Here is a 25,372-nt window from a genome sequence, read left to right as displayed (position 1 = left end):
CGCCATGGCGCGTGCTCAGGCACACGACCCGTCGGTCGCCGTCGGTGGCTAGAGGTCGAAGAGCGAGCCGGTCTCGTGGATGTCGACGTCGGTCTTCGGCTGGTGCGCCGCGCCGCCGGCCGGCGGCTTCGGCTTCTCCTCGGACTGCTGCTCCTCGGCCGCGGGTGCGGCGGCCTCGGGCTCCTCGGGCTCCTCGACCTCCGGCTCCTCGACCTCCGGCTCGGCCGCGGCCTCCGGCTCAGGCGTCGCGCCGGACGCGGCGTTGGCGGCCGCGGTGGCCGAAGCACTGAGCTCCTGCGGGTCGGGGGCCGCGATGTCGAACAGCGAGCCACCCGAGCTCAGGTCGAGCTCGGGCTTCGCCTCGGCCGCGGGTGCGGCGGGCTCGGGCCGCGCGGGCTCGGCCTTGGGCTCGGGCTCGGCGGCCTTCGGCGCCGAGGCGGCCGGCTCGTCGGCGACGATGTCGAACAGCGAGCCGGATCCGAGGTCCGCGCCGGCGGCCGGGGTCGTCGCGGCCGGCGGCTCGGGAGCCTCCTCCTTCGACTCCGTCTCGGGCTTCGCGTCCGGCTCGGCCGCCTTCGGCTGCTCGGCCGGCTGGTCGCCGGCGAGGTCGAACAGCGACCCGGTGGTCGCGGTGTCGCTGCCGGTGTTGGCCACCTCGGTCTGCGCCTCGGGGGTCGGCTTCGCCGCGACGGTGGAGTCGGTGTCCCCGCCGAGGTCGAACAGCGAACCGCCCGAGGACGCCGGCTTGGCGGCCCGGGCCTCCTCCGCGACGGAGCTGTCCTCGGTGGCGGTCGCCGAGTCGGCCGGGGTGTCGAACAGCGACGACCCGCCGGAGGCCTTCGCGGCCGGCCCGACGTCGGCGGTCTCGGTGACGGTGTCGGCCGTCTGGGTGGCGTCGCCGGGCTCCGGCTCGGCCTTCGTCTCCTCCGAGCGAGCGGCGGGTGCCGCGGCGGCCAGGGAGCCGGGGGCATGCCGGGTCGCCATCTCGCCCTTGACCGAGGCGAGCAGCATCTGCGCGACGTCGAGGACCTCGACCTCGGCACGGGCGGCGCCCTTGTCCTGCTGGGCGGTGAGCCCGTCGGAGAGCATCACCCGGCAGAACGGGCACCCGACCGCGATCTGGTCGGCGCCGGTGCCGACGGCCTCGGCGGTGCGGTTCTCGTTGATCCGCTCGCCGATCGTCTCCTCCATCCACATCCGCGCGCCGCCGGCACCGCAGCAGAAGGACCGCTCGGAGTTGCGCTCCATCTCGACGACCTCGGCGCCGGGCAGCACCTGCAGCAGCTCGCGGGGCGGTGCGTAGACGCCGTTGTGGCGGCCGATGTAGCACGGGTCGTGGTAGGTGATCTTGCGCTTGTGCGCGCCGGCACCGTCACGGATCGGGGTCAGCTTGCCCTCGCGCACCAGCCGGTTGAGCAGCTGGGTGTGGTGCACGACCTCGAGCTCGATGCCGAACTCCTTGTACTCGTTCTTGAGCGTGTTGAAGCAGTGGGCGCAGGTCGAGACGACCTTCTTGACCCGGGTCTCCTTGAACGTCTCGACGTTCTGCTGGGCGAGGCCCTGGAAGACGAACTCGTTGCCGGCGCGCCGGGCCGGGTCGCCGGTGCAGGTCTCCCCGTTGCCGAGGACGCCGAAGCTCACCCCGGCGATGTCGAGCAGCTCGGCGACCGCGCGGGTCGTCTTCTTCGCACGGTCCTCGTACGCGCCGGCGCAGCCGACCCAGAACAGCCAGTCGACCTCGTCGAGCGACTCGATCGTCTCGCCGACGACCTTGACCTCGAAGTCCAGGCCCTTGGCCCAGTCCAGCCGCGCGTTGGGCGACATGTTCCACGGGTTGCCGTTGTTCTCCAGGCCGCGGAACAGCTGGTTGAGCTCGCTGGGGAAGTTCGACTCGACCAGCACCTGGTAGCGGCGCATGTCGACGATGTGGTCGACGTGCTCGATGTCGACCGGGCACTGCTCGACGCAGGCGCCGCAGGTGACGCAGGACCAGAGCACGTCGGGGTCGATGACCGCGGAGCCGTCCTCGGGCATGTAGAACCACTCGTCACCGGTGTCGCCGACCAGTGGCCGCTCCACCTCCTTGGTGAGCGTGTCGCTGCCCTCGAGGAGGCCGGCGCGCTTGCCCTCGTCGGCGAGGAGGTACGGCGCCTTCGCGAACGACGCGTCGCGCAGCGCCATGATCATCAGCTTCGGCGACAGCGGCTTCTCGGTGTTCCAGGCCGGGCACTGCGACTGGCATCGACCGCACTCGGTGCAGGTCGCCATGTCGAGCAGGCCCTTCCAGGTGAAGTCCTCGATCGCCCCGGCGCCGAGCTTGGCGTCCTCGTCGAGGTCGTCGATGTCGTCGAGCGTGACCGGCTTGCCCGCCGAGATCAGCGGCTTGACCGCACCGAGCGCCTTCGGCTCGCGGCCGAAGAGCACGTTGAGCGGCGCCAGGAAGATGTGCAGGTGCTTGGAGTTCAGCACGAAGATCAAGAACGCGAGCATCACGCCGATGTGCAGGAGCAGGCCGATGCCGATCAGGGCGGTGCTGTCCGGCAGCACCTTGCCGAGCAGGTAGGAGACGAACGCCGCCTTGCCGTAGCCGTGCTCGGTGCCCATGTCGCGGGACTCGACCGCCCCGCGGAACAGGAACATCGTCCAGATGACGTTGAAGATCATGAACAGCGTGAAGTACGCCGGTCCGAGGTGCGAGCCGAAGAAGCGGGACTTGCGCCCCATCTGCTGGGGCTGGTTGCGCAGCCGGATGGCCCAGAAGACCACGATGCCGAGCGTGCACATCACGGCGATGAAGTCCTGCAGGAAGCCGAGGACGCCCCAGCTGTTGAAGACGAACCAGTGCCACCCGGAGTCGCGCGCGAACAAGACGGCGTACGCCTCGAGGTAGACGGTGGCGAGGATGAAGAAGGCCCACATCACGAAGAAGTGCGCGGTGCCGGGCACCGTCCACTTCAGCATCTTGCGCTGGCCGAACACCTCGAGCACCTGCCGCTTGGCGGCGGCGCCGATGCGCCGGGTCACCCCCGCGATCCGGTCCGGCGCGGGCTGGCCGCTGCTGATCAGTCGGTAGAGGAACAGCGCCCGCTTCCCCGCGATCGGCAGGGCGATCGCGTTGATCACGAGACCCAAGATGAGCACTGCAGTCACTGGTAGCTCCCTGTCAGGTGTTCGATGTGCCGCCCGGGGGCGTGTCCGCGAGCCTATTGGCAGCCGCGGGGCCCGTCAGTCCCCCGGGAGCGTGAGAAGGATCCTACCGATTGGTAACTTCCTGCACCCCCTCCGGCAGTGCCCCGTTCAGGCCCGGCGCGCGCCGGTGACCCGGCCCGCCTCCGAGAACGTCACGGTCACCATCACCTTCGGGTCCGCGGACGTCCTCGCGCAGAAGCCGTACGTCGCGCCGAGCCGGGTGTAGGGCTGGCCGACGGCCTGCATGACCTGCTTGGTGGTCATGCCGGGGCGGACCAGCCCCAGGGCCCGGTCGACCGGCAGGCGCAGGTCGGCGTTGCGGCAGGAGTCCGGCGCGATGCCCTCGGCCCGCTCCCACATCTGCAGGTAGGCCTCGGCCCCGCGCGCCATGTCGTCCTCGATCTTCGCGCCGTCGCCCGGGTGCTGGGCATCGGCGACCTGGCCGAGGTCCTGGATCCAGTCGGGGTAGAGGCCGTACTGAGCGACGCCGTCGACGTTGATGTCGTACACGCGCTCGCCGGCGTGCTGCCGACCGACGCGGACGCCGCCGAGCCCGGTGAACGGGTAGGTGACCGGGTTCGGCACGTCCGCGCCGCGCGGGTCGCCCTGCGCACCGAGCCCGTTCATGTCCGCGCCGTACCCGATCCCCCAGTAGTAGCGCGGGTCGGCCCAGCCGAGGTGGGTGCGCCACTTCTCGACGAAGCCGGTCGAGTCGCCGGCGTACGGCGTGATGAACCCGCCGTCGGCGTAGATCCGCGGGTACGCGTCGGGCGTGGACCAGGAGTGGCTCGAGATGACGCCGTGGTAGCCCAGGTCGTCGATCTGGTCGAGCGCCCGGGTCCGGGCCCTCACGCTCATGTGGTCGGGGTCGAAGATCATGTGCCGCTGCGCGAGGCCGCGGATCGTGTACTCGCCCAGCGTGGTCAGGCCGCGGCTGTTGCAGTGGTCCGGCGGCGGGTAGACCGGGAGGGCCGGCAGCGCGAGCGGCCCGAAGAGCTCGCCGATCGCACCGAACAGCGCGTCCTGCTGTCCCGCCGAGATGTCGGGCGCCGCGAGCTGGTTGTGGTCGTGCGCGCCCGGGATCTCGGGCTCGCAGTGCTCCATGTCCCAGAACGTGCCGGTCTCGAGGAAGTTCGCGCTGTTGACCGCGACCCCGACCTCGCCGTTGTCGCCGGCGATGCCGGACAGGGCGTTGTCGAACTTGTTCACCAGCTCCATCTGGCGCACGCCCATCCGCTTGACCTGGTCGAGCTGGGCGTCGATGTCGTCGACGTCGCAGGCCGGCACGTCGCCGCCCGGCAGCGCCTTGAACGTGCAGCCGAACGGGACGCTGGTCTCGATGCCCATGACCACCGCCATCTTCCCGGCGTTGATGACCTCGCGGGCCTGGTAGGGGTTCTTGACGATCCGGTAGAAGCCCTTGCCGGGACCGCCGAACTGGGCGTCGATGTAGTCCTGCATGGCGTACATGTCCTTGGCCTGCAGGCGCACCGAGTCCATGTCGTCGCAGGAGTTCCGCTTGATCGGGTAGATCTGGCAGAGCTGGTTGTTCTCGACGAGCAGGTTGACGAAGATCCGCTGGCCGCCCCGCCAGGACCGCTCCAGCCAGCGGTAGTAGGTGCCCTCGTGGGTCAGCGAGTTCGGCGCCGGCCAGTCCTTGAAGGTCGGCCAGCCCACGGGGTCGTGGTGCGGCTCCCCGGAGAGCACCGACTCCAGGACGCCGCCGTACCCGCCGGTGGCGGTGTGGTCGGGGCAGTCGACCAGGGCGTACGGCGCGCCGTACCGGTCCCAGGGCTTGCCGCAGTGGACGTCGCCCCCGAGGAACTCGAAGGCCATCCCGTGGGTGTGCCCGTCGACGTAGCCGCGGACCTCCTGGAACGGCGTCACCCCCGCGTGCGGGCGGCCGGTGATGTCGATCTGGGACTCGGGGTACGGCGTGCAGCCGGTCGTCCGGGTCGGGCGGAACGCCGTCGTGCTGCCGAGGGTCAGCGCGCCGGTGTCGTTGCGGAAGGAGTAGCGCCCGCCGGCGGACCGGGAGATGTCCCAGACGGTGTCGGCGCTCGGCTCGCCGGCGCGGTTGCCGTCGGCGAGCAGGAACGCCCGGTCGGCGTCGTAGATCAGGTAGCTGCCGAGGTCGGTGGCCTTGAAGTAGAACGGGTCACCGTCGGGAGTCAGCGTGTAGCAGCCGCCGGCCAGGGCGTAGCGGTCCTGCGGGTGCCGGTGTCGCGCGCCGATGATCGGCGCCGTGGTCAGCTCGGGGTCGGGCAGCGCGCGCTCGTGGTCGACGTACGCCGTGGCCGCGGCCTTCTCGGCCGCGGTGGTGGGGTCCCGGGTGAGGTCGCCGAGGTCGCCCGCCCGGGAGATCGCGTTCTTGTCGACGCTCCGCTGGCCGAGCGCGTCCTGGGCGAACGCATAGCGCTCACCCAGGCCGCCGGGCCGCAGCCCCGCTGCCCCGCCCATCGAGATCGCGGTGGCGACCACCACGGCGGCGGCGACCAGGGCCCACGCCAGCCGGCGGCCGGGACTCTTCTCTCTCACCGAACACTCCTTCACGTCGTCCGGTGCATCCAACGAGCGGGGCCGATCCGGGTGATGCTCACCGGTCGGCGGGGCCGCCGATCCTGCGGGTCAGGGCCCCGGCGGTCGCCGCGACCGCCGCCGCGAGACCCGCACCCACGGCGCTCTCGGCCTCGGGGTCCTGCGGGTAGGTGAGGGCCACCGCCGCGACCGGGTGCCGGTTGTGGTCGAGGACCGCGACGGCGACGCTCGCGAGCCCGGGGGTGATCTCGCCGTCCTCGACCGCGTGCCCGCGCTGCCGGGCGTCGGCGAGGACCCGACGCAACGCGCTGAGGGTCCGCGGTCCCAGCCCGTGCCGGTCGACGAAGTCCGAGGGCTGCGAGTAGAGCGCGCGCACCTGGGTCCCGGGCAGCAGCGCGAGGATCGCACGGCCGCTCGCGGTCAGGTGGGCGGGCAGGCGCACGCCGACGTCGGTCACCAGCGGCGGCCGGCCGGGGGCGCGCTCCTCGACGACGTACAGCACCTCGCGCCCGTGCAGGATGGCCAGGTGCGCGGACTGCCGGGTGCGGTCGACGAGATCGGCGAGTGGCCGGCGCGCGATCCGCTGCAGCGGCTCCTGGCGCGCGTAGCCGCTGCCCAGCTCGAAGGCCGCCGGGCCGAGGCCGAACCGGTGCTCCTCGGGCAGGTGCACGACGAAGCCCTCGTCGATCATCGCGTGCAGCAGGTGGTACGTCGTGCTGCGCGGCAGGTCGACGGCGCGCATGATCCGGTCCAGGGCGACCGGGTCGGGCTGGCCGGCCAGGAACCGCAGCACCCGCAGGGTCCGGGTCGCGGCGGGTACCTGGCTCATGTGGCGCAGACTACGGGGCGGCCCCGGGACGGTAGTCGCTCGAGCGGTGGTCGACATCGGGGTCGAGCGCGTCGGCCGAGCGCAGCGAGTCCTCCTGCCGGGCCTCGTCCATGCGGAGCCCCTGCCGGGCCTCGGCGGCCTGCTGCGCCGCCCGCTCGGCCTCGGCCCGCGCCACCTCCGCGCGCGCCTCGGCGGCCGCGGCCTCCTGGCGGGACACGTCGGTGGCACCACCCTGGGCGGCGGCCTTGGTCCGCAGCTGGTCGGCGCGGTGCCGGCGCTGCTCGGTGCGCCGCTTGCTCATCAGATAGGCCGCGACGGCGATGGCGAGCACCACCAGCACGACGACGATCACGATCACGGTGGCCATGGGAATCCTCCCTCTCGACTACCCCCACGCTGCCCGTACCCGACCGCGTCGCGGCGCAGTCCCCGTGAGGCCCGCCTCCGTGGCCAGGTCCGTGGCGGGGTTCGTGGCGGGGCTCGTGGCGGGGCTCGTGGCGGGGGTCGTGGCGGGCTCGGTCAGTGGAGCGCGCGCTCCTCGCGGACGGGCACGAGCGGGGCGGCGAGCACTGGGAACAGCGCGGCCAGCGCGAACACCGCAGGGAAGCCGGCGCCCGCGACCACGAGCCCCGCCGCCGGCGGCACGGCCGAGGCCGCGAGGAACTGCGCGGTGTTCTGCACTCCGAGCGCGCGCCCCGACCAGAACGGGCCGGCCCGCTCGGCGACCGCGGTGAATGCGAGCCCGTTGTCCGCGACGGTCACCAGGGTGGCGACCACCACGAGCAGCACGGCGACGCCGAGGTCGAGAGCGGCGGTGAGGGCGAGCAGGCCCATGCAGGCCGCCGCGGCGAGGGCGACCCACCGCAGCGGCCGCATCCGGCCGCCGACCAGGTCCGAGACATGGCCGACCGCGATCCGGCCGAGCGCCCCGGCCAGCTGGGCGACCGCGACGACGGTGCCGGCCGCGGCCGGCGACCAGTCGCGGTCCTGGACCAGCCAGACCAGCGCGAAGGTCCACACCACGAACTGCGGCACCACCAGGAGCACCGAGACGCCGTGGATCCGCGCGAGGTAGGAGTCCGCCCGGTAGGGGTTGGCGGCCAGGCCGTCGCGGTGCGGCGGGCGCGGTGGGTCGACCACGACCAGGCCGACCACCACGGCCGCGAGGGCACACGCCAGGGTCGGCACCCAGAGCGCGGCATGGACTCCCGCGACGTCCGCGACCACGGCGATCGAGATCGCGGCGACGCCGACGCCGACCGGCTGGGCCATCTGCCGGATGCCCATGGCGAGGCCGCGGCGAGCGGGCGGGAACCAGCCGACCACGACCCGGCCGCTCGCGGCGTTGGTGCTCGCCGCCGCCGAGCCGGCGAGGAACAGGGCGAGCGCCAGCAGCGTCGTACCGCCGGTCAGGGCGCCCACGGCGCCGGCCAGCGCCGTCGTCGTGAGGCCGGCGAGCAGCACGAACCGCTCACCGCGCCGGTCGGTCACGGCACCCCAGGCGACGAGCGTGAGCATCACGCCCAGTGTCGGAGCCGCGGCCACCAGACCGGCCTCGGCCAGGCCCATCCCCTCCCGCTCGTGGAGCGTCGGGATGAGGAACGCGGGACCGTGCACCATCACCGCGGTCGCGGCCTGGGCCAGCGTGCTGGCGCCGAGCATCGACCAACGGCGCGCGGCGCCGACGTCGAGCCGCGGGGCGGTCAGGGTCATGCGACCCAGTGAACGCCCGGCGGCCCGACGTACGACGCCGTGTCTCGCAGGGTGAGGTGTGACGAAGCCGTCAGCTGGTGCGGATGGTGGCCTTCGCGACGCCCAGGTCGATGACCGCCCCGGTGCCGTCGAGCAGGGTGATCCGGAGCGCGACCACGGAGATGCCGCCGGCGACCTTCTCGACCACCATCGGCTCGAGCTTGGCGACGCCCGGGATCTCGAGGACGCCGGTGTCCGGGAACGTCTGCGGCTCGCCGTTGGCCGTGATCGAGCCGATCGTGCTGCCGTCGGTGCTGGTGACGAGCTTGCCGGTGGCGGTGCGGGTCGCCGTCGCCTTGCCGACGACCGCGTCGACGACCAGCTGGCCGCCGCCGAGGTTCAGCTCGGCGATCGAGCCGCGCTCCCAGGCGACGCTCATGCCGGGGAACCGCTTGCCGTACTGGCGGCTGCTGACGCCGTTGACGACGACCTGGCCGCCGAGGTCGACGGTCGCGTTGTCCTTGCCGTCGACCTTGCCGTCGGTGCCCTGGCAGGGCATCAGCGAGAGCGGGTTGCGGCCGCTGCGGAGGTTGCCGTCCAGCGCGGTGACCTCGGTGCCGGCGGAGAACCCACCGAAGCGGCCGTGCTTGACGCCGGAGAGCGCCTGGGCGGTGGTGCGGGCGACGTAGACCTGGCTCCCGCTGGAGGGGGTGAGGTCGATGCGCAGCGCGGTGGACCGGGCTGCGGCGCTGGTGTCGGTGACCTTCTTGCCCGAGCTGCCGAGGTAGATGGTGCCGAGCCCCGGGATCGGGACCGGCTGACCCGGCGTCGGGATGTCGAGGACCTGCGGGTCGCCGACCGGCGGGGTGAAGACGATCTTGCCGATGCTGCTCTCGTTCTCGGCGTGGAAGCCCGTCGCGTCGTGCCAGGCGTGGGAGTACGAGGTGATCCCGCGGATGCTGAGTGAGCCCAGGGGGCTGTCGGCGAACACGATCGACGCGATGGTGTTGCGGGAGTAGGAGTGGCGAGCGCCGTCGATGTTCCGGGTCCACAGCTCGGTCTTGACGCCCGAGACGGTGCCGTTGCCCTGGAGGTCGGCCTCCGCGATCTCGTTGCTCCGGTTGATGCCGGTCTTGACGGCGCAGCCGAGGGCGGTGAAGGCGGTCATGTTGGACCCCGCCGGCACCTGGCCCCCGACGACGCGGGTGCCGTAGGCGTAGCCCTTCAGGGCGATGTCGCTGGTGGTCTTGGCCGAGGTCCCGGAGGTGCCTGCGGCCGCGGGCGCTCCCGTCGCGGGTGGGGCGATGCCGAATGCGGCGGTCAGCAGCCCGGCGGCGATGGCGGATAGAACGATGCTGCGGCGTCGCTTCATGTGCGGCCCCCCGTGTTGAGCGGATGTACGAGTACGGAGTGCCCGCGCAGCGGCCTCCGCACCCCATGGTCTAGACAGATCGCCGGTGCCGGCGCGACCGTGGGCGTGCTCGGTCAAGGTTCCCTCCTCGGTCGGATCGGCTGGCGTGGCCGGACATCCCGCCCGGCTTGCGTCGTCCCTCGCCGCGACCAGCCTCCGCAGGGCCCAACGGCGGGGCGCTGCTGTGGTTACGCATGAGTAGCCTTCGAGTCTCGGATCTCAGACTACGGTGGGTGGCGCCGTACTGGTCGGCGTCCTCGGCGCGGACGAGGATGGCGGGCATGAACCACGACTCCCACCCGTCGGTCGGCGTCGGCGTCGGACCGGTCTCCTTCGCCGAGCTCCGCGCCGTGGCGCGCGACGGCGCCCCGGTCCACCTGACCGACGACGCACTGGCGGCGATCGCCCGGGCGCGCGCGGTGGTCGAGGAGCTGGCCGCCTCCGAGACTCCCGTGTACGGCGTCTCGACGGGCTTCGGCGCCCTGGCGACGCGGCACATCCCCGCCGAGATGCGCGCCCAGCTGCAGCGCTCCCTGGTCCGCTCGCACGCCGCCGGCTCCGGCCCCGAGGTGGAGCGCGAGGTGGTCCGGGGGCTGATGCTGCTGCGGCTCTCGACGCTGGCCACCGGACACACCGGCGTCCGGGTCGAGACCGCCCGCCTGCTCGCCGGCCTGCTCGAGCACGGCATCACACCTGTGGTGCGCGAGTACGGCTCGCTCGGCTGCTCCGGTGACCTCGCCCCGCTGGCCCACTGCGCCCTGGCCTTGATCGGTGAGGGCGAGGTCCGCGACGCGTCCGGCGCGCTGCTGCCGGCCGCCGACGCGCTGGCCGCCGTCGGGCTGGAGCCGGTCGAGCTCGCCGCCAAGGAGGGCCTCGCGCTGATCAACGGCACCGACGGGATGCTCGGCATGCTGGTGCTGGCCATCGAGGACCTGCGGATGCTGCTGCGCACCGCGGACATCGCCGCCGCCATGTCGGTGGAGGGCCAGCTCGGCACCGACCGGGTCTTCGCCGCGGAGCTCCAGGCGATCCGGCCGCACCCGGGCCAGGCGCGCTCGGCCGCGAACCTCACCGCGCTGCTCGCCGACTCAGGCGTGGTGGCGTCGCACCGCGGCCCGGACTGCAACCGGGTCCAGGACGCCTACTCCCTGCGCTGCTCGCCCCAGGTGCACGGTGCCGCCCGCGACACCGTCGAGCACGCGGCGACGGTCGCCACCCGCGAGCTCGCCTCGGCCGTGGACAACCCGGTGGTCGTCTTCGACGACCTGGGCGGGCGGGGGACCGGGGGTCTGGGGGGCGGAGCCCCCGGGCGGGTCGAGTCGAACGGGAACTTCCACGGGGCGCCGGTCGCCTACGTCCTCGACTTCCTCGCGATCGTCGCGGCCGACGTGGCCTCGATCAGCGAGCGTCGTACCGACCGGTTCCTCGACAAGGCGCGCAACCACGGGCTGCCGCCGTTCCTCGCCGACGACCCCGGGGTCGACAGCGGGCACATGATCGCGCAGTACACCCAGGCCGCGATCGTCTCCGAGCTGAAGCGGCTCGCCGTGCCGGCCTCGGTCGACTCGATCCCCTCCAGCGCGATGCAGGAGGACCACGTGTCGATGGGGTGGTCGGCCGCCCGCAAGCTGCGCCGCTCGGTCGACGGGCTGACCCGCGTCGTCGCGATCGAGGTGCTCACCGCGGCCCGGGCGCTCGACCTGCGCCGACCGCTCGAGCCGTCGCCGGCCACCGGTGCCGTCATCGGGCTGCTGCGCGGCGCCGGGGTCGCCGGCCCCGGACCCGACCGACACCTCTCGCCCGAGATCGAGACCGTGGTCGGCCTGGTCTCCTCCGGCGCCGTACTCCATGCTGCCGAGACCGTGATCGGAGAACTGTCGTGACCACTCCCGCCAACCCGCGCCTGCCCATCCACGCCGCGCACGGCACCGAGCTGACCGCCCGGTCCTGGCAGACCGAGGCCCCGCTGCGGATGCTGATGAACAATCTCGACCCCGAGAACGCCGAGCGCCCCGAGGACCTCGTCGTGTACGGCGGCACCGGTCGCGCGGCCCGGTCCTGGGAGGCCTACGACGCGCTGGTGCGCACGCTGACCACGCTCGGTGACGACGAGACGATGCTGGTGCAGTCCGGCAAGCCGGTTGGCGTGATGAGGACGCACGAGTGGGCGCCGCGGGTGCTGATCGCGAACTCCAACCTGGTCGGCGACTGGGCCAACTGGGAGGAGTTCCGCCGGCTCGAGGACCTCGGCCTGACCATGTACGGCCAGATGACCGCGGGCTCGTGGATCTACATCGGCACCCAGGGCATCCTCCAGGGCACCTTCGAGACGTTCGCGGCCGTCGCCGACAAGAGGTTCGGCGGGACCCTCGCCGGGACCATCACCGTGACCGCCGGCCTGGGTGGCATGGGCGGCGCGCAGCCGCTGGCGGTCACGATGAACGACGGCGTGGTGATCTGCGTCGAGTGCGACCCCGAGCGGATCCGGCGGCGTATCGACCACCGCTACCTCGACGTCGAGGCGCCGTCGCTCGAGGCGGCCGTGGCGCTCGCGGTCGAGGCGCGCGACGAGCGGCGGCCGCTGTCGATCGGGCTGCTCGGCAACGCCGCCGAGGTGCTGCCGCGGATCCTCGAGACCGAGGTGCCGGTGGACATCGTCACCGACCAGACCTCGGCGCACGACCCGCTCTACTACCTGCCCGTCGGCGTCCCCTTCGAGGAGTGGGCGGCCCGGCGGGAGGCCGACCCGGAGGGTTTCACCAAGGAGGCGCGGGCCTCGATGGCGGCGCACGTGCGGGCCATGGTCGAGCTCCAGGACCGCGGGGCCGAGGTCTTCGACTACGGCAACTCGATCCGCGACGAGGCCCGCAAGGGTGGCTACGACCGGGCCTTCGAGTTCCCCGGCTTCGTGCCCGCCTACATCCGGCCGCTGTTCTGCGAGGGGAAGGGGCCGTTCCGGTGGGCCGCGCTGTCCGGCGACCCGGCCGACATCGCCGCCACCGACCGCGCCATCCTCGAGCTGTTCCCCGCCAACGAGCGGCTGCGGAAGTGGATCACGATGGCCGGTGAGCGGGTGCACTTCCAGGGGCTGCCGGCGCGGATCTGCTGGCTCGGGTACGGCGAGCGCCACCTCGCCGGCCTGCGGTTCAACGAGATGGTGGCCTCCGGTGAGCTGAAGGCCCCGATCGTGATCGGCCGCGACCACCTGGACTGCGGCTCCGTGGCCTCGCCGTACCGCGAGACCGAGGGCATGCTCGACGGCTCGGACGCCATCGCGGACTGGGCCGTTCTCAACGCCCTGGTCAACACCGCGTCCGGCGCCAGCTGGGTCTCCTTCCACCACGGCGGCGGCGTCGGCATCGGCCGGTCCCTGCACGCCGGCCAGGTCTGCGTCGCCGACGGCACCGACCTCGCCGCGCAGAAGATCGAGCGGGTCCTCACCAACGACCCCGGCATGGGCGTGATCCGCCACGTCGACGCCGGCTACGACCGCGCCGCCGAGGTCGCCCGCGAGCGCGGCGTCCGGATCCCGATGTCCGAGGGCTGAGGCGGCGGTCGGTTTCCCCGGTGAACCGGGGAAACCGGAACTGTTGGGCCGAAGTTTCGGCCGAGAAGTGCAGGGATTGCCCGAGAAGTCCGACCGGCCCCCACCTGCCACGTGCCACAGTGAGCGCGTGACGACGCAGCCGGCTCGGTCCCGGGCCACCCTCACCGGCATCAGCTCCCGCGCGTGGGAGCACCCCGCCGATCGTGGCGCCCTGGTCGCGCTGCGCAGGCTCAAGGGGTTCGACACCCTGCTCAAGGCGATCTCGGGACTGTTCAACGAGCGCGCCGTACGCCTGGTCTTCCTGGGCTCCGCCGTCCGCGTCGACGAGCGTCAGTTCACCCGCCTCCACGGGCTGCTCGGCGAGGTCGGACGCACCCTCGACGCCCCGCAGCTGCCGGAGATGTACGTCGTGGCCGACCCGGTGCCCGGGGCGATGACCCTCGGGATGAACAAGCCGTTCATCGTGCTCAACTCCGGGCTGGTCGACCTCCTCGACGAGGAGGAGCTGCGGTTCGTCGTCGCCCACGAGCTGGGCCACGCGATGAGCGGGCACGCGGTCTACCAGACGCTCCTGCAGCGGCTGATCCAGCTCACCGGCGTGCTCAGCAGCGTGCCCGTCGGGGGCCTCGGCTTCCGGGCGATCATGGCGGCGCTGCACGAGTGGTCGCGCAAGGCCGAGCTCTCCGCCGACCGCGCGGGACTGCTCGCGACCCAAGATCCCGCCACGGCGTTCCGCGTGCACATGAAGCTCGCCAGCGGCGGCCACCTCGACGACCTGGACGCGACGTCGTTCTTCGCGCAGGGCCAGGAGTACGACGAGGCCGACCTGCGCGACTCGGTCCTCAAGATGCTGCTCGTCGAGAACCGCTCCCACCCGTTCCTGGTGGTCCGCGCGGCCGAGCTGCGCCGCTGGGTCGACTCCGGTGAGTACACCCGGATCCTCGCCGGCGACTACCCGCGGCGCCAGGACGACGACCAGGCGGGCGTCTCGGAGGCGGCGAAGGCCGCCGCCCGCAGCTACTCCGAGACGTTCCGGCAGAGCCAGGACGCCGTCGGCAGGCTGGTCCACGACGTCGCCGGGGTGCTCGGCAGCGTCAAGCTCTGGCTCGACGAGCAGCTGCGCCGCGACGACGACTGACGCCACGCCCGCCCGGACGCCGGCGAGCCCCGGAGGCTGCCGGGGCTCGCCGGCGTCGGAGCTGCTAGAAGACCCTGCGGCGCGTGCCCCCGATCGGCACGAGGTTCAGGATCAGCCCCACGATGAGCAGGATGATGCCGATCGTCGTGAGGATCGAGATGCTGGCTACCAGCCCGATGATCAACAGGATCAAGCCGAGAACGATCATTTCCGTAACCTCCCTGTGAATGCCCCCGATCGGCAGTACCCCCGGGGTCTCGGCCCGCAAACCTTGCGGGCAGGGCGGTCAGTCGAGCGACTGGATCGCGCGGTGGATGTCCAGGACCCGGCGGGCGGACTCGACGTGCAGGTTCTCGACCATCCGGCCGTTGTAGGTGACGACGCCGGAGCCTCCCCCGGAATCCGACCGCCCGTCCTCCCACGCCTGGATCAGCCCGCGGGCTTCCTCGACGGCCTGGTCGCTCGGCGCGAACGCCTCGTTGGCACCCTCGACCTGGCCCGGGTGGATCAGGGTCTTGCCGTCGAAGCCCATCTCGCGGCCCTGGCGGCACTCGGCGAGGAACCCGTCGGTGTTCTTCACGTCGTTGTAGACGCCGTCGAGCACGGCGATGCCGGCGGCGCGGCCGGCGAGCAGCGCGGTGTGGAGGCTGGGCAGGATCGGCGCCCGGCCGGGCACGTGCTCGGCGTACAGCTCCTTGACCAGGTCGTTGGTGCCGATCACGAACGCGCTCAGCCGCTGGGACGCGCGCGCGATCGCGAGCGCGTCGAGGATCGCGACCGGGGTCTCGATCATCGCCCAGAGCGTGGTGTGGTCGGGGGGGCCGTACCGCTCGAGGGCGTCGACCAGGCGGCCCACCGCGGCCGGGCTGTCGACCTTCGGGACGACGACGGCGTCCGGTCCGGCCTGCGCCGCCGCCTCGAGGTCGGCGTCGTGCCACTCGGTGCCGATGCCGTTGACCCGGATGGTGAGGGTACGGCGGCCGTACTCGCCGCTCGCGGCGGCCGTGCAGGCGGCCTCACGGGCGGCGTCCTTGGCGTCCGGGGCGACCGCGTCCTCGAGGTCGAGGATCAGCCCGTCGCAGGCGATCGTCTTGGCCTTCTCCAGGGCCCGCTCGTTGGAGCTGGGCATGTACAGGACGCTGCGCAGCGGCGTGAACTCGCTCATGCCTGGTCGACCTCGATCGCGTCGTACGCCTTCTTCAGCTCGGGGTCGATCGCGGCCAGCTGCTCGGCGAGCTCGACCATCACCAGGCACTGCTTGACGGAGGCGTCGTCCTCCATCTTGCCGTCGAGCATCACCGCGCCGGTGCCGTCGCCCATCGCGGCCACGACCCGTCGCGCGTGGGTGACGTCCTCGATGCTGGGGCTGAACACCCGGTTGGCGATCTCGATCTGCTTGGGATGCAGGCTCCAGGTCCCGACGCAGCCGAGCAGGAAGGCGTTGCGGAACTGGTCCTCGCAGGCCACGACATCGGCGATGTCGCCGAACGGGCCGTAGTAGGGGTAGATCCCGTTCATCGCGCAGGCGTCGACCATCCGGGAGATCGTGTAGTGCCACAGGTCCTGCTGGAAGGTCGCGCGCTTGGCCTCGATGTCGGCGACTCCGAGGTCGTTCTTGGGCGGGTCCTGGCGCACCAGGTAGCCCGGGTGGCCGCCTCCGACGCGGGTGGTCTTCATCCGGCGGTCGGCCGCGAGGTCGGCCGGGCCGAGGCTGAGGCCCTGCATGCGGGGGCTCGCTGCGCAGATCTCCTCGACGTTCGCGACGCCGCGGGCGGTCTCGAGGATCGCGTGCACCAGGATCGGGCGGTCGAGCCCGGCCTTGGCCTCGAGCTGGGCGAGGAGGCGGTCGACGTAGTGGATGTCCTCGGCGCCCTGCACCTTCGGCACCATGATCACGTCGAGCTTGGCGCCGATCGCGGGGACGAGCGTGGTGAGGTCGTCGAGCACCCACGGGCTGTCCAGTGCGTTGATCCGGGTCCACAGCTGGGTGGGACCGAAGTCGGTGTCCTCGGCGATCTCGACCAGGCCCGCGCGGGCGGCCTCCTTGTTGTCGGCCTTGATCGCGTCCTCGAGGTTGCCGAGCAGCACGTCCACCTTGCCGACCAGGTCGGGGACCTTCGCTGCCATCTTGGGGTTGCTCGGGTCGAAGAAGTGGATCGCCCGGCTCGGCCGGGCCGGGATCTCGGTCAGGGGCGCCGGGGCACCCACCGCGAGAGGTCGGAAGAAGTCCTTGGCGCTGCGCGATCCGGTCATGGGCCGGAAGGTAGCAGCGGCCGGCTACGCGTCGGTATGACGGATGTCGCAGCGGTTGCGGATTTCGGCTGCTGACAGCCGAACCCCGCACGGCGGGTCGCGGCTCAGGCGTAGGTGTAGAAGCCGCGGCCGGTCTTGCGGCCCAGCAGGCCGGCGTCGACCATCCGGGCCAGCAGCGGGGGCGCGGCGTAGAGCGGCTCCTTGAACTCCTCGTAGAGCGACTCGGCCACCGCCTTGGTGGTGTCCAGGCCGATCAGGTCGGCCAACGCCAACGGCCCCTGCGGGTGCGCCGCACCCAGCACCAGGCCCCGGTCGATGTCCTCGGCCGAGGCGAACCCGGACTCGAACATCCGGATCGCGGAGAGGATGAACGGGATCAACAGCGCGTTGACCACGAACCCGGCCCGGTCCTGACAATCGATGGCCTGCTTGCCCAACGTGCCCTCCACCCAGGTCCGCGACCGGGCCGTGGTCTCCGGGGAGGTCAACAGCGAGGGCACCAGCTCCACCAGCCCCAGCACCGGCACCGGGTTGAAGAAGTGGATCCCGATCACCTGGGTCGGCCGCGAGGTCACCACCCCCAGCTTCATGATCGGGATCGAGGAGGTGTTCGACGCCAAGATCGCCTCCGGCGCAGCCACCACCGCGTCCAGCGCCCGGAACAGCGCCACCTTCGCGGCCTCGTCCTCCACGATCGCCTCGACCACCACCTCACGATCCGCGACCGCATCCAGGTCGGTGACCACCCGGACCCGGCCGAGCACCTCCTCGGCCGAGGCGATCTTGCCCTTCGCCTCCGCCCGCGACAACGACCTCTCCAGCCGCCCGGTCGCCGCCTTCGCCGCCTCCTCGGACGACTCCACCACGACCACGTCCTGGCCCGCCCGCGCACTCACCTCCGCGATACCCGAACCCATCAGGCCCCCGCCGACCACACCGACCCTGTTCATGACCCTCCCTCGCTCCGCTGTCGCCACCGATTCCACCAGTGCCGCCGCGGCGGCGGGACGGCGGGTGCCGCCCGGACCGTACGGCGGGCCGCCCGCCGCTCCGCCCACGCCGCGACCGTGGCGTCGACGTCGCGCGGCATCGTGATCAGCGGCGGCCCCGGTGCGAGGGAGTAGCGGGCCGCGACCACGCGGTCGTTGAAGTCCTCGACGTGCTCGCGGACCTCGGCCTCGGAGTGCAGCCGGTCGAGGGCGGCGTCGAGCTCGGCGTCCTCCTTGCGCAGGGCCACGCTGGGCGGGAGGACCGTGATCCGCTCGCGCTCGACCAGCTTCTTGAGCCACCAGTCCGGGTCGTGCTGCGCGCCGAGACCCTCGATCGGCTTGCCGGCGCCGGGCAGGTTCTCGAAGTCGCCGCGCTCCATGGCCTGGCGCACCTGCAGGTCGACCCAGGTCTGCTGCTGCTCGATCCGGGCCCGGGCCGCGGCCCGGCTCGCCGGTCGGCCGGCGTCGGTGCCGGCGGCACTCGTCGTACCGTCGCGGCGCTCGGGCTTCTGTTCGTCGGGCATCGGGTCGTCACCTCCTGCTCCGCCGACGATAGTCCCTGACGCTTGCGCGGTCTCCGGGCCGCGGGAACCCCGCAAACGTCAGGGACTATCCCGGATCGGACGACAGCACGGGCTCCGGGTCCTCGGCGACCACGTTCGGCACCGAGAGCAGCGCGACGGCGGCGGCCAGGGCGGCGAGGGCGCACACCGACCACACGGTGAGGTAGCCGGAGAGCGCGGCGTGGCCCTCGGTGGGGTCGTCGATGCTGCCGGTGGCGGACAGGGCGATCGCGAAGATCGCGGACGCGATCGCGCCGCCGACGGTCTTGGTCGCGTTGGTCATGCCGGTGGCGAACCCGGTCCGCTCGGGCGGCGCGGCGGCCGCCGCGGTGGCCGGCAGTGCGGCGACCAGCGCCCCGGACCCGAGGCCGGCGACGGCCATGTTGACCAGCGCCTGCCAGGTCTCGTCGTGGAAGGGCAGCCACAGCGCGTAGCCGGCGGCCACCAGCAGCGAGGAGAACACCAGCGCACCCCGGGGCCCGAGCGCGCGCGTCGTGAGCGGCAGCGTGAACGCCCCGATCGCCAGGAAGATCACGTACAGCCCGATCAGCGTGGACACGAACCCGGCGCTCGCGCCCAGTCCGTAGCCGGCGATCTCGGGGTCCGTGCGGGCGAACGTCGACAGCGGGATCTGGGCGCCCAGCACCGACATGCCGAACAGGAACGCCGTGAGCTGCACCGGCCACTGCCCCGGCTCGCGGAGCAGGCGGACGTCGATCAGCGGCTCGGCCTGCCCCAGCTCGAAGCGCACGAACGGCACGACGGCGGCCAGGCCGAGCACGACCAGTGCCCAGGCGAGGAGGCTGCCGACACCGTCGACACGGACCACGATCAGCCCTGCCATCACCAGGCCGATCGCGGTCGTGACCAGGCCGAGGCCGCCGAGGTCGATGCCGCCGGAGGCGGTGCCGGGGAGGTCCTCGATTCCGAGCCAGATCACCACGAAGCACGCCGTCACCGCGATCGCCGGGAGCGCCAGCAGCACGGTCATCGAGGTCGCCTCGACCAGGGCGCCGCTGGTCACCGCGCCGATGATCACGGCGAGCTCCAGGGCGCCGACCAGCACCGCCGCCGAGCGCCGGGTCAGCTGGTTCTGCCGGCCGGTGCCGGCGGTCCTCCGGTAGATGATCGCGACCTCGAGCGGGAGCCAGACGACGTACGCACCCTGGATCGCGGCGCCGACGAGGAACGTCGAGAACGACGGCGCGAAGGCCAGGATCCACGAGCCGAGCGCGGTCACGGCGGTCGAGAGCAGCAGCACCCGCTTGTGGCCGATCAGGTCGCCGAGCCGGGCCAGCGGCGGCACCACCAGCGCGGACACGATCAGCTGCGCCGCCTCGAACCAGTTCACGTCGGCGTCGGCGATGTCGAGGTGGTCGGCGATGTCGCTGAAGATCGGCGTGTAGTAGCCCTGCAGGATGCCGCTGGCCAGCTCCACGCAGACCAGGAACCCGACGATCGCGAGCAGGGAGTGGCGCGGCCGGATCGCCGGCGTGCGTCCGGGCGGGGTCACGGGCTCCATCAGGGGATCCTCTCGATGAGGCGCTGGTACCAGCGCACACCCTCGACGAGGGCGTCGACCCCGAGGTGCTCGTCGTAGGAGTGGATCGACTCGCGCTGCGCCTTGGTCATCCGGAACGGCGCGAACCGGTAGACGCGGGTGCAGATCGCGGTGAAGAACCGCGAGTCGGTGGCGGCCATCATCACGTACGGCGCGGCCACGGCGTCGGGGAACACCTCGGCGATCGTGGCCTCCAGCAGCGCGAACGCCTCGTCGTCGGTCGGGCTGACCGGGCTCGGCTCGTTGCGCTCCACGACCTCGATCAGGACCCGGTCGTCGGCGATGCTGCGCCGTACGTGCTCGACGACGCCGGCGACCGTGTCGCCGACCATGATCCGGATGTTCACGCCCGCCCGCGCGGTGCTGGCGATGACGTTGAGCGCCGGCGAGCCGGACAGGGTGGTGACCGCGAACGTGGTCCGGGCCATCGCGGCCGGCTCCGGGCCGGCGGCCAGCAGCGCCCGGGTGAGCACGGGGCGCAGCCGGGTGGCGTTCGCGAGCAGCGGGCGCAACGCGAGCGAGGCGTGCGGCGCCATCCGCCGGAACAGCTCGACGGTCGGCTCGGGGATGCGGGCCGGCATCGGCGAGCGATCCAGCCGGGTGATCGCGCGGGCCAGGCGGGCGGTCGGCCCCATCCGCGTCGGCGTCGAGGCGTGCCCTCCGCGGCCGTCGACGCGCAGCTCGAGCGAGGTGACGCCCTTCTCGGTCACGCCGACCACGCCGATCGGGGCGCCGACGCCGGGGAACGCCTCGGAGGCGATCGCGCCGCCCTCGTCGACGACGAACCACGGCCGCACGCCGCGCGCCTCGAGCTCGGCGACCGCGAGCCGGGCCGCGGTGCCGGAGACCTCCTCGTTGCAGCCGAAGGACAGCCAGAGGTCCTGGCCGGGGACGAAGCCCTGCTCGAGCAGGCTCTCCACGGCCTCGCAGATGCCGACCACCGCGCCCTTGTCGTCGAGGGTGCCGCGCCCCCAGATCGCGCCGTCGTGGATCTCGGCGCCGAACGGCGGATGCCGCCAGGGCGCGGTCTCGTCGACGGGTACGACGTCGAGGTGGGCCATCAGCACCACCGGGCGGTCCGCGGCGCGGCCGGGCCAGCGGAACAGGAGGCCGTGGGTGTCGACGCGGATGAGCTCGAGCCGCTCGTGCAGCACCGGGAACTGCCGGGCGAGCTCCTCGAGCAGCCGGTCGAACGCGCCGGCGTCCACCCCGTCCGGGTCACGGTCGGACACGGTGGGGATGCGGACCAGCGCCTGCAGCTTGCCGACGGCGCGATGGGTCACCTGCGCAGGCTAGGACACCCGCGCGCGTCTCGGATGCGAGACGCTCGGACCGGCCCCGGTCGTTGACCGCGGGGCGTCACGCCGATGGACTGGCCCCGTGCCCCCACCTGCCGCGATGCACGACCTCCGCCACCGGCTTGCGCCGCCGCCTGGTCGGCGAGCCCGCGGCTCCGGGGTGCGCGGGGTCCTCGGGGTGGTGGCCGATCGTGACCACGCCGACCGGGTCGAACTCGTCGGGGATGCCGAACGCCGTCCGCACCAGCGCCACCCGGTCCGGCGGGATCCCGATGAAGCACGACGCGAGCCCCTCGTCGGTCGCGGTCTGCAGGATGAGCAGTGCCGCCATGGCGGTGTCCATGTCCCAGAACGGCTTGGGCCAGCGGGCCTCGTCGCGATCGGTCCAGCCCTTGTCGGGCTCGGCGTAGCGGCTCAGGTAGGCCGCCTTGCTCGAGCACGGCACGATCACCACCGGGGCGCGCATCATCCCGCTGAGCCACTCGTCGGGGTGGTCGACGTCCTCGGCGGTCGCCTCCCAGTACCTCCGGACGTCCGCCGGGGTGTCGAGCACGAGGAACCCCCAGCCTTGGCTGAAGCCGGCGTTCGGGGCGCGGGTCGCGTTGCGCAGCGCCCGGTCGACGACCGCCGGGTCGACCGGTTCGGTCGCGTAGTTGCGGACCATGCGGCGGCGGCGTACGACGTCTTGGAACTCCATGGCCCGGATTATGGAGGGAACCATGCCTGACGACTTCGAGCGGATGTGGGCCGACCTCGCCCCGGTGGGGCGCTCCGCGTCGAGCGGCGGCTACTTCCGCCAACCCTTCACGGCTCCGGAGACCGAGCTGCGCGCCTGGTTCGTGGAGCAGTGCCGGGCCCGCGGGCTGCGGGTGGAGAGCGACCCCTTCGGCAACGTCGTGGGCTGGTGGGACGTCGGCGCCGGACCCGCGGTGCTCACCGGGTCGCACCTGGACTCGGTGCTCGACGGCGGTGCGTACGACGGTCCGCTGGGCGTGGTGTCGGCGCTGGCGGCGATCGACCTGCTGCGCTCGCGCGGCGTCGCGCCGGCGCGGCCGATCGGGGTCTCGGTGTTCGTGGAGGAGGAGGGCTCGCGCTTCGGGTTGGCCTGCCTCGGCTCGCGGCTGGCGACCGGCGCCGTGTCGTGGGAGCGGGCGCGCGAGCTGCCCGACCGGGACGGCGTCGCCTTCGGCGACGTGGTCGAGGGCGGGGCGTCCGCGCTGCTGTCCTTGGTGGGCACCTTCGTCGAGCTGCACGTCGAGCAGGGCCGCGACCTCGTGGACCGCGGTGCGGCGGTGGGCGTGGCGAGCGAGATCTGGCCGCACGGGCGCTACCGCTTCGAGTTCGCCGGCACCGCGAACCACGCCGGGACCACGCGGATGGAGGACCGCGCCGACCCGATGCTCACCTACGCGTTCACCGCCCTGGGTGCCAACAAGCAGGCGCGGCTCGCCGGTGAGCGGGCGACCTTCGGCCGGGTCTCGGTCGAGCCGAACGGCACCAACGCCGTGCCGTCTCACGTGACCGCGTGGCTGGACGCCCGGTGCGCGTCCGAGTCGTCGCTGGCCGCGCTCGTCGAGGGGATCACGACCCAGGCGACCGACCGGGCCGGGCGGGACGGCACCGTCCTGTCCGTGACGGCCGAGTCGGTGTCGCCGGCCGTGCGGTTCGACCCCGCACTCGCCGCCCGGGTCGCCGCCGACCACGAGGGCGGCGACTGGCCGGTGATCCCGACCCAGGCCGGCCACGACGCCGGCATCCTCTCCGCCGCCGGCATCCCGACTGCGATGCTGTTCGTCCGCAACCCGACCGGGGTCTCGCACTCGCCGGCCGAGCACGCGGAGCTCCCCGACTGCCTGGTCGGCGTCTCCGCCCTGGCCGACACCCTGGAACGGCTGGCCCGGTGACCGAGTCCCCCTCCTCGGCGTACCTCCTCGAGCGGGCGTGGGTCGACGGCGCCGTCCGCGACGACGTGCTCGTCGAGATCGAGGACGGCCGATTCACATCCGTCACACCGGTAGGGCAAAGCCTCCGCTTCTCGGGTGAAGTTTCGGCCCAGAACGTCCGGTTTCCCCGGCTAGCCGGGGAAACCGTCCGGCTCGCCGGCCTCACCCTCCCCGGGCTGACCAACGACCACAGCCACGCGTTCCATCGGGCGCTGCGGGGGCGGACCCAGCGGGGGCGGGGCACGTTCTGGACCTGGCGCGAGCAGATGTACGCCGTGGCGGAGCGGCTCACCCCGGACACCTACTTCACCCTGGCCCGGGCGACGTTCCGGGAGATGGTGGCGGCGGGCTACACGAGCGTGTCCGAGTTCCACTACCTCCACGACCCGGAGCCGGCCACGGGCGACGCCCTCCGCGAGGCCGCACGAGCGGCGGGCATCCGGCTCACGCTGCTCGACGCCTGCTACGTCAGCAGCGGCTTCGGCGCGCCGCCGGAGGGCGTGCAGCTCCGGTTCAGCGACGGCACCGCCGAGCGGTGGGCCGCACGGGTCGGCGCCGGCCCGGCCGCGATCCACTCCGTGCGCGCCGTCCCCCGCGAGCAGCTGGCGGTCTTCCGCGGCCGCGCGCCCCTGCACGTCCACCTCTCCGAGCAGGTCGCCGAGAACGAGGCCTGCCTGGCGGCGTACGGCGTCACCCCGACCCGGCTGCTCCACGACGAGGGTCTGCTGGGTCCGGACACCACCGTCGTGCACGCCACCCACCTCACCGACGACGACATCGCGCTGCTCGGCAGCACCCGCACGAACGTCTGCATCACGCCCACCACCGAGCGTGACCTCGCCGACGGGATCGGCCCGGCGCGCCGGCTCGCGGACGTGGGCTGCCGGATCAGCATCGGCAGCGACAGCCACGCGGTCATCGACCCGTTCGAGGAGCTGCGCGGCCTCGAGATGGACGAGCGGCTCGCGACCCAGGAGCGCGGGCACTGGTCAGCTGCCGAGCTGTTAGCGATCGGCACCGCCGGGCTGCAGATCGCGGTCGGTGCGCCGGCCGACCTGGTCACGATCGACACGCGAAGCACCCGCACCGCCGGCACCGGCGCCGACGAGCACACCGCCGTCTTCGCCGCCACCGCCGCCGACGTCACCCACGTCGTCGTCGACGGCCGGGTCGTCGCGTCCGAGGACGACCACGAGGACATCGGCCGCGAGCTGGCGGCTGCGATGGAGGCACTGTGGCAAGCACCCTGATCACGAACATCGGCGAGCTCGTCACCAACGACCCCGAGGCCGCCGACGACGGCCGGGGGCTGCTCGGGATCGTCGAGCAGGCCGCGCTCGTGATCGACGGCTCGACGGTCGCCTGGGTGGGCCGCGCCGCCGACGCCCCGGACGCCGACCAGCTCGTCGACGCCGGCGGCCGGGCGGTGCTGCCCGGCTTCGTGGACAGTCACAGTCATCTGGTCTTCGCCGGCGACCGGGCCGCGGAGTTCGCGGCGCGGATGGCCGGGACGCCGTACGCCGCCGGCGGCATCCGCACGACGGTGGCCGCCACCCGGGCCGCCACCGACGAGCAGCTCACCAGCCACGTCGCCCGGCTGGTCGAGGAGATGCGCCGCCAGGGCACGACCACGGTCGAGATCAAGAGCGGCTACGGGCTGACCGTCCACGACGAGGCCCGCAGCCTCGCGGTCGCGCGGCAGTTCACCGAGGAGACGACGTTCCTCGGGGCGCACGTCGTGCCCGACGGCGACCCGGGGGAGTACGTCGACCTGGTCACCGGCCCGATGCTCGACGCGGCCCGGGAGCACGCCCGCTGGATCGACGTGTTCTGTGAGCGCGGCGCCTTCGACGCCGACCAGGCCCGGGCGATCCTGGACGCCGGCGCGGCGGCCGGACTGCGCGGCCGGCTGCACGCCAACCAGCTGACCTACGGAGAGGGCGTCCGGCTCGCCGCCGAGCTCGGCCTGGTCGCGGTCGACCACTGCACCTACCTGGCCGACGAGGACGTCGCCGCGCTGCGCGACAGCGGCACCATCGCCACGCTGCTGCCCGGGGTCGAGTTTTCGACCCGGCAGCCCTATCCCGACGCCCGCCGCCTCCTCGACGCGGGCGTCCGGGTGGCTCTGGCCAGCGACTGCAACCCCGGGTCCTGCTTCACCAGCTCGATCCCGCTGTGCATCGCGCTCGCCGTCCGTGAGATGGGGATGACCCCCGCGGAGGCGGTGCACGCGGCGACCTACCGCGGTGCCCAGGCCCTGGACCGCGACGGGCAGCACGGGATCGGCGCGCTCGTGCCCGGGCGCCGCGCCGACCTCGCGGTGCTCGACGCCCCCTCCCACGTCCACCTCGCCTACCGCCCCGGCGTCCCTCTCGTCCGCCAGACCTGGGTCGCCGGCCGTCCGCTGTAATACGACGAGGA

The 25,372-nt window shown here is 72.9% G+C and carries 20 protein-coding genes; 6 read left to right on the top strand and 14 right to left on the bottom strand.

The genetic code is table 11. The annotated features are described in order from the left end of the window. Positions 1-48: 48 nt before the first annotated feature. The 6 genes from NOCA_RS23765 to NOCA_RS23740 all read right to left on the bottom strand — a co-directional run bounded on the left by NOCA_RS23765 (position 49) and on the right by NOCA_RS23740 (position 9,620). Positions 49-3,150: a (Fe-S)-binding protein gene (locus NOCA_RS23765; protein ID WP_011757830.1), complete on the bottom strand. Its 3,102-nt coding sequence runs from the start codon at positions 3,148-3,150 to the stop codon at positions 49-51. Between the two features lie 147 nt (positions 3,151-3,297). Continuing rightward, positions 3,298-5,727, bottom strand: a complete 2,430-nt coding sequence (locus tag NOCA_RS23760) for a hypothetical protein (protein ID WP_011757829.1) — start codon at positions 5,725-5,727, stop codon at positions 3,298-3,300. 58 nt (positions 5,728-5,785) lie between these two features. Then, positions 5,786-6,556: an IclR family transcriptional regulator gene (locus NOCA_RS23755; protein ID WP_011757828.1), complete on the bottom strand. Its 771-nt coding sequence runs from the start codon at positions 6,554-6,556 to the stop codon at positions 5,786-5,788. Between the two features lie 10 nt (positions 6,557-6,566). Next, positions 6,567-6,923 carry a hypothetical protein gene (locus NOCA_RS23750; protein ID WP_011757827.1) on the bottom strand — a complete coding sequence of 119 codons (357 nt, stop codon included), beginning with the start codon at positions 6,921-6,923 and terminating at the stop codon, positions 6,567-6,569. A 152-nt stretch (positions 6,924-7,075) separates the two neighbouring features. Continuing rightward, positions 7,076-8,269, bottom strand: a complete 1,194-nt coding sequence (locus tag NOCA_RS23745; protein ID WP_011757826.1) for an MFS transporter — start codon at positions 8,267-8,269, stop codon at positions 7,076-7,078. Positions 8,270-8,339: 70 nt separating this feature from the next. After that, entirely contained in the window at positions 8,340-9,620 is a 1,281-nt protein-coding gene (locus NOCA_RS23740) for a choice-of-anchor P family protein (protein ID WP_011757825.1), read from the bottom strand. A 320-nt stretch (positions 9,621-9,940) separates the two neighbouring features. Between NOCA_RS23740 and hutH the strand changes: the two genes are divergently transcribed. The 3 genes from hutH (at position 9,941) to NOCA_RS23725 (ending at position 14,344) form a co-directional block, all read left to right on the top strand. Then, a complete protein-coding gene (gene hutH, locus NOCA_RS23735; RefSeq protein ID WP_011757824.1) occupies positions 9,941-11,542 on the top strand; it encodes a histidine ammonia-lyase in 1,602 nt (533 codons plus the stop codon). Further along, positions 11,539-13,206 carry a urocanate hydratase gene (gene hutU, locus NOCA_RS23730; RefSeq protein ID WP_011757823.1) on the top strand — a complete coding sequence of 556 codons (1,668 nt, stop codon included), beginning with the start codon at positions 11,539-11,541 and terminating at the stop codon, positions 13,204-13,206. The genes hutH and hutU overlap by 4 nt, the downstream gene beginning before the upstream one ends. Before the next feature lie 127 nt (positions 13,207-13,333). Beyond that, a complete protein-coding gene (locus NOCA_RS23725; protein ID WP_041546888.1) occupies positions 13,334-14,344 on the top strand; it encodes a M48 family metallopeptidase in 1,011 nt (336 codons plus the stop codon). 64 nt (positions 14,345-14,408) lie between these two features. Here NOCA_RS23725 and NOCA_RS27860 read toward each other — a convergent pair whose 3' ends face one another. From NOCA_RS27860 to NOCA_RS23685, 8 genes are all read right to left on the bottom strand, one after another. Next, entirely contained in the window at positions 14,409-14,552 is a 144-nt protein-coding gene (locus tag NOCA_RS27860) for a hypothetical protein (RefSeq protein WP_011757821.1), read from the bottom strand. Between the two features lie 78 nt (positions 14,553-14,630). Next, complete coding sequence (locus NOCA_RS23715) at positions 14,631-15,509, bottom strand: HpcH/HpaI aldolase/citrate lyase family protein (RefSeq protein ID WP_011757820.1); 879 nt, start codon at positions 15,507-15,509, stop codon at positions 14,631-14,633. Then, on the bottom strand, positions 15,506-16,597 hold the full coding sequence (locus NOCA_RS23710) for an HpcH/HpaI aldolase/citrate lyase family protein (protein ID WP_011757819.1): 1,092 nt from the start codon (positions 16,595-16,597) through the stop codon (positions 15,506-15,508). Before NOCA_RS23710 ends, NOCA_RS23715 begins: the two co-directional genes overlap by 4 nt. A gap of 104 nt (positions 16,598-16,701) precedes the next feature. Then, positions 16,702-17,547: a 3-hydroxybutyryl-CoA dehydrogenase gene (locus NOCA_RS23705; protein WP_011757818.1), complete on the bottom strand. Its 846-nt coding sequence runs from the start codon at positions 17,545-17,547 to the stop codon at positions 16,702-16,704. Then, positions 17,544-18,110, bottom strand: a complete 567-nt coding sequence (locus NOCA_RS23700) for a J-domain-containing protein (RefSeq protein WP_011757817.1) — start codon at positions 18,108-18,110, stop codon at positions 17,544-17,546. The genes NOCA_RS23705 and NOCA_RS23700 overlap by 4 nt, the downstream gene beginning before the upstream one ends. A gap of 85 nt (positions 18,111-18,195) precedes the next feature. Beyond that, entirely contained in the window at positions 18,196-19,671 is a 1,476-nt protein-coding gene (locus NOCA_RS23695; RefSeq protein ID WP_011757816.1) for an MFS transporter, read from the bottom strand. Continuing rightward, on the bottom strand, positions 19,671-20,993 hold the full coding sequence (locus NOCA_RS23690) for a M20 family peptidase (RefSeq protein WP_011757815.1): 1,323 nt from the start codon (positions 20,991-20,993) through the stop codon (positions 19,671-19,673). The genes NOCA_RS23695 and NOCA_RS23690 overlap by 1 nt, the downstream gene beginning before the upstream one ends. A gap of 76 nt (positions 20,994-21,069) precedes the next feature. Further along, entirely contained in the window at positions 21,070-21,705 is a 636-nt protein-coding gene (locus NOCA_RS23685) for a nitroreductase family protein (protein WP_011757814.1), read from the bottom strand. A gap of 22 nt (positions 21,706-21,727) precedes the next feature. Here NOCA_RS23685 and NOCA_RS23680 point away from each other — a divergent pair, with 22 nt between their 5' ends. From NOCA_RS23680 to hutI, 3 genes are read left to right on the top strand one after another with little or no spacing between them, the layout of a single operon-like run. Then, a complete protein-coding gene (locus NOCA_RS23680) occupies positions 21,728-22,912 on the top strand; it encodes an allantoate amidohydrolase (RefSeq protein WP_011757813.1) in 1,185 nt (394 codons plus the stop codon). Continuing rightward, the gene (locus tag NOCA_RS23675; protein WP_011757812.1) at positions 22,909-24,201 is read left to right on the top strand and encodes a formimidoylglutamate deiminase; all 1,293 of its coding nucleotides are present in this window, start codon (positions 22,909-22,911) and stop codon (positions 24,199-24,201) included. Before NOCA_RS23680 ends, NOCA_RS23675 begins: the two co-directional genes overlap by 4 nt. After that, positions 24,186-25,361, top strand: coding sequence for an imidazolonepropionase (hutI, locus tag NOCA_RS23670; RefSeq protein WP_011757811.1), 1,176 nt, complete (start codon positions 24,186-24,188; stop codon positions 25,359-25,361). The genes NOCA_RS23675 and hutI overlap by 16 nt, the downstream gene beginning before the upstream one ends. The last annotated feature ends 11 nt before the right edge of the window (positions 25,362-25,372 follow it).

It is taken from the genome of Nocardioides sp. JS614, assembly GCF_000015265.1.
Taxonomy (GTDB): Bacteria; Actinomycetota; Actinomycetes; order Propionibacteriales; family Nocardioidaceae; genus Nocardioides.
The sequence above is the reverse complement of the archived record's forward strand: the minus strand, read 5'-3'. Positions and strand labels throughout refer to the sequence as shown.

What these genes read in the sequence shown, in the direction of transcription:
- NOCA_RS23750 (WP_011757827.1), bottom strand. Translation starts at nt 6,923, where the DNA reads ATGGCCACCGTGATCGTGATCGTCGTCGTGCTGGTGGTGCTCGCCATC.
- hutH (WP_011757824.1), top strand. Translation starts at nt 9,941, where the DNA reads ATGAACCACGACTCCCACCCGTCGGTCGGCGTCGGCGTCGGACCGGTC.
- NOCA_RS23710 (WP_011757819.1), bottom strand. Translation starts at nt 16,597, where the DNA reads ATGACCGGATCGCGCAGCGCCAAGGACTTCTTCCGACCTCTCGCGGTG.
- NOCA_RS23755 (WP_011757828.1), bottom strand. Translation starts at nt 6,556, where the DNA reads ATGAGCCAGGTACCCGCCGCGACCCGGACCCTGCGGGTGCTGCGGTTC.
- NOCA_RS23685 (WP_011757814.1), bottom strand. Translation starts at nt 21,705, where the DNA reads ATGGAGTTCCAAGACGTCGTACGCCGCCGCCGCATGGTCCGCAACTAC.
- NOCA_RS23745 (WP_011757826.1), bottom strand. Translation starts at nt 8,269, where the DNA reads ATGACCCTGACCGCCCCGCGGCTCGACGTCGGCGCCGCGCGCCGTTGG.
- NOCA_RS27860 (WP_011757821.1), bottom strand. Translation starts at nt 14,552, where the DNA reads ATGATCGTTCTCGGCTTGATCCTGTTGATCATCGGGCTGGTAGCCAGC.
- NOCA_RS23700 (WP_011757817.1), bottom strand. Translation starts at nt 18,110, where the DNA reads ATGCCCGACGAACAGAAGCCCGAGCGCCGCGACGGTACGACGAGTGCC.
- NOCA_RS23705 (WP_011757818.1), bottom strand. Translation starts at nt 17,547, where the DNA reads ATGAACAGGGTCGGTGTGGTCGGCGGGGGCCTGATGGGTTCGGGTATC.
- NOCA_RS23680 (WP_011757813.1), top strand. Translation starts at nt 21,728, where the DNA reads ATGCCTGACGACTTCGAGCGGATGTGGGCCGACCTCGCCCCGGTGGGG.
- NOCA_RS23740 (WP_011757825.1), bottom strand. Translation starts at nt 9,620, where the DNA reads ATGAAGCGACGCCGCAGCATCGTTCTATCCGCCATCGCCGCCGGGCTG.
- NOCA_RS23715 (WP_011757820.1), bottom strand. Translation starts at nt 15,509, where the DNA reads ATGAGCGAGTTCACGCCGCTGCGCAGCGTCCTGTACATGCCCAGCTCC.
- NOCA_RS23695 (WP_011757816.1), bottom strand. Translation starts at nt 19,671, where the DNA reads ATGGAGCCCGTGACCCCGCCCGGACGCACGCCGGCGATCCGGCCGCGC.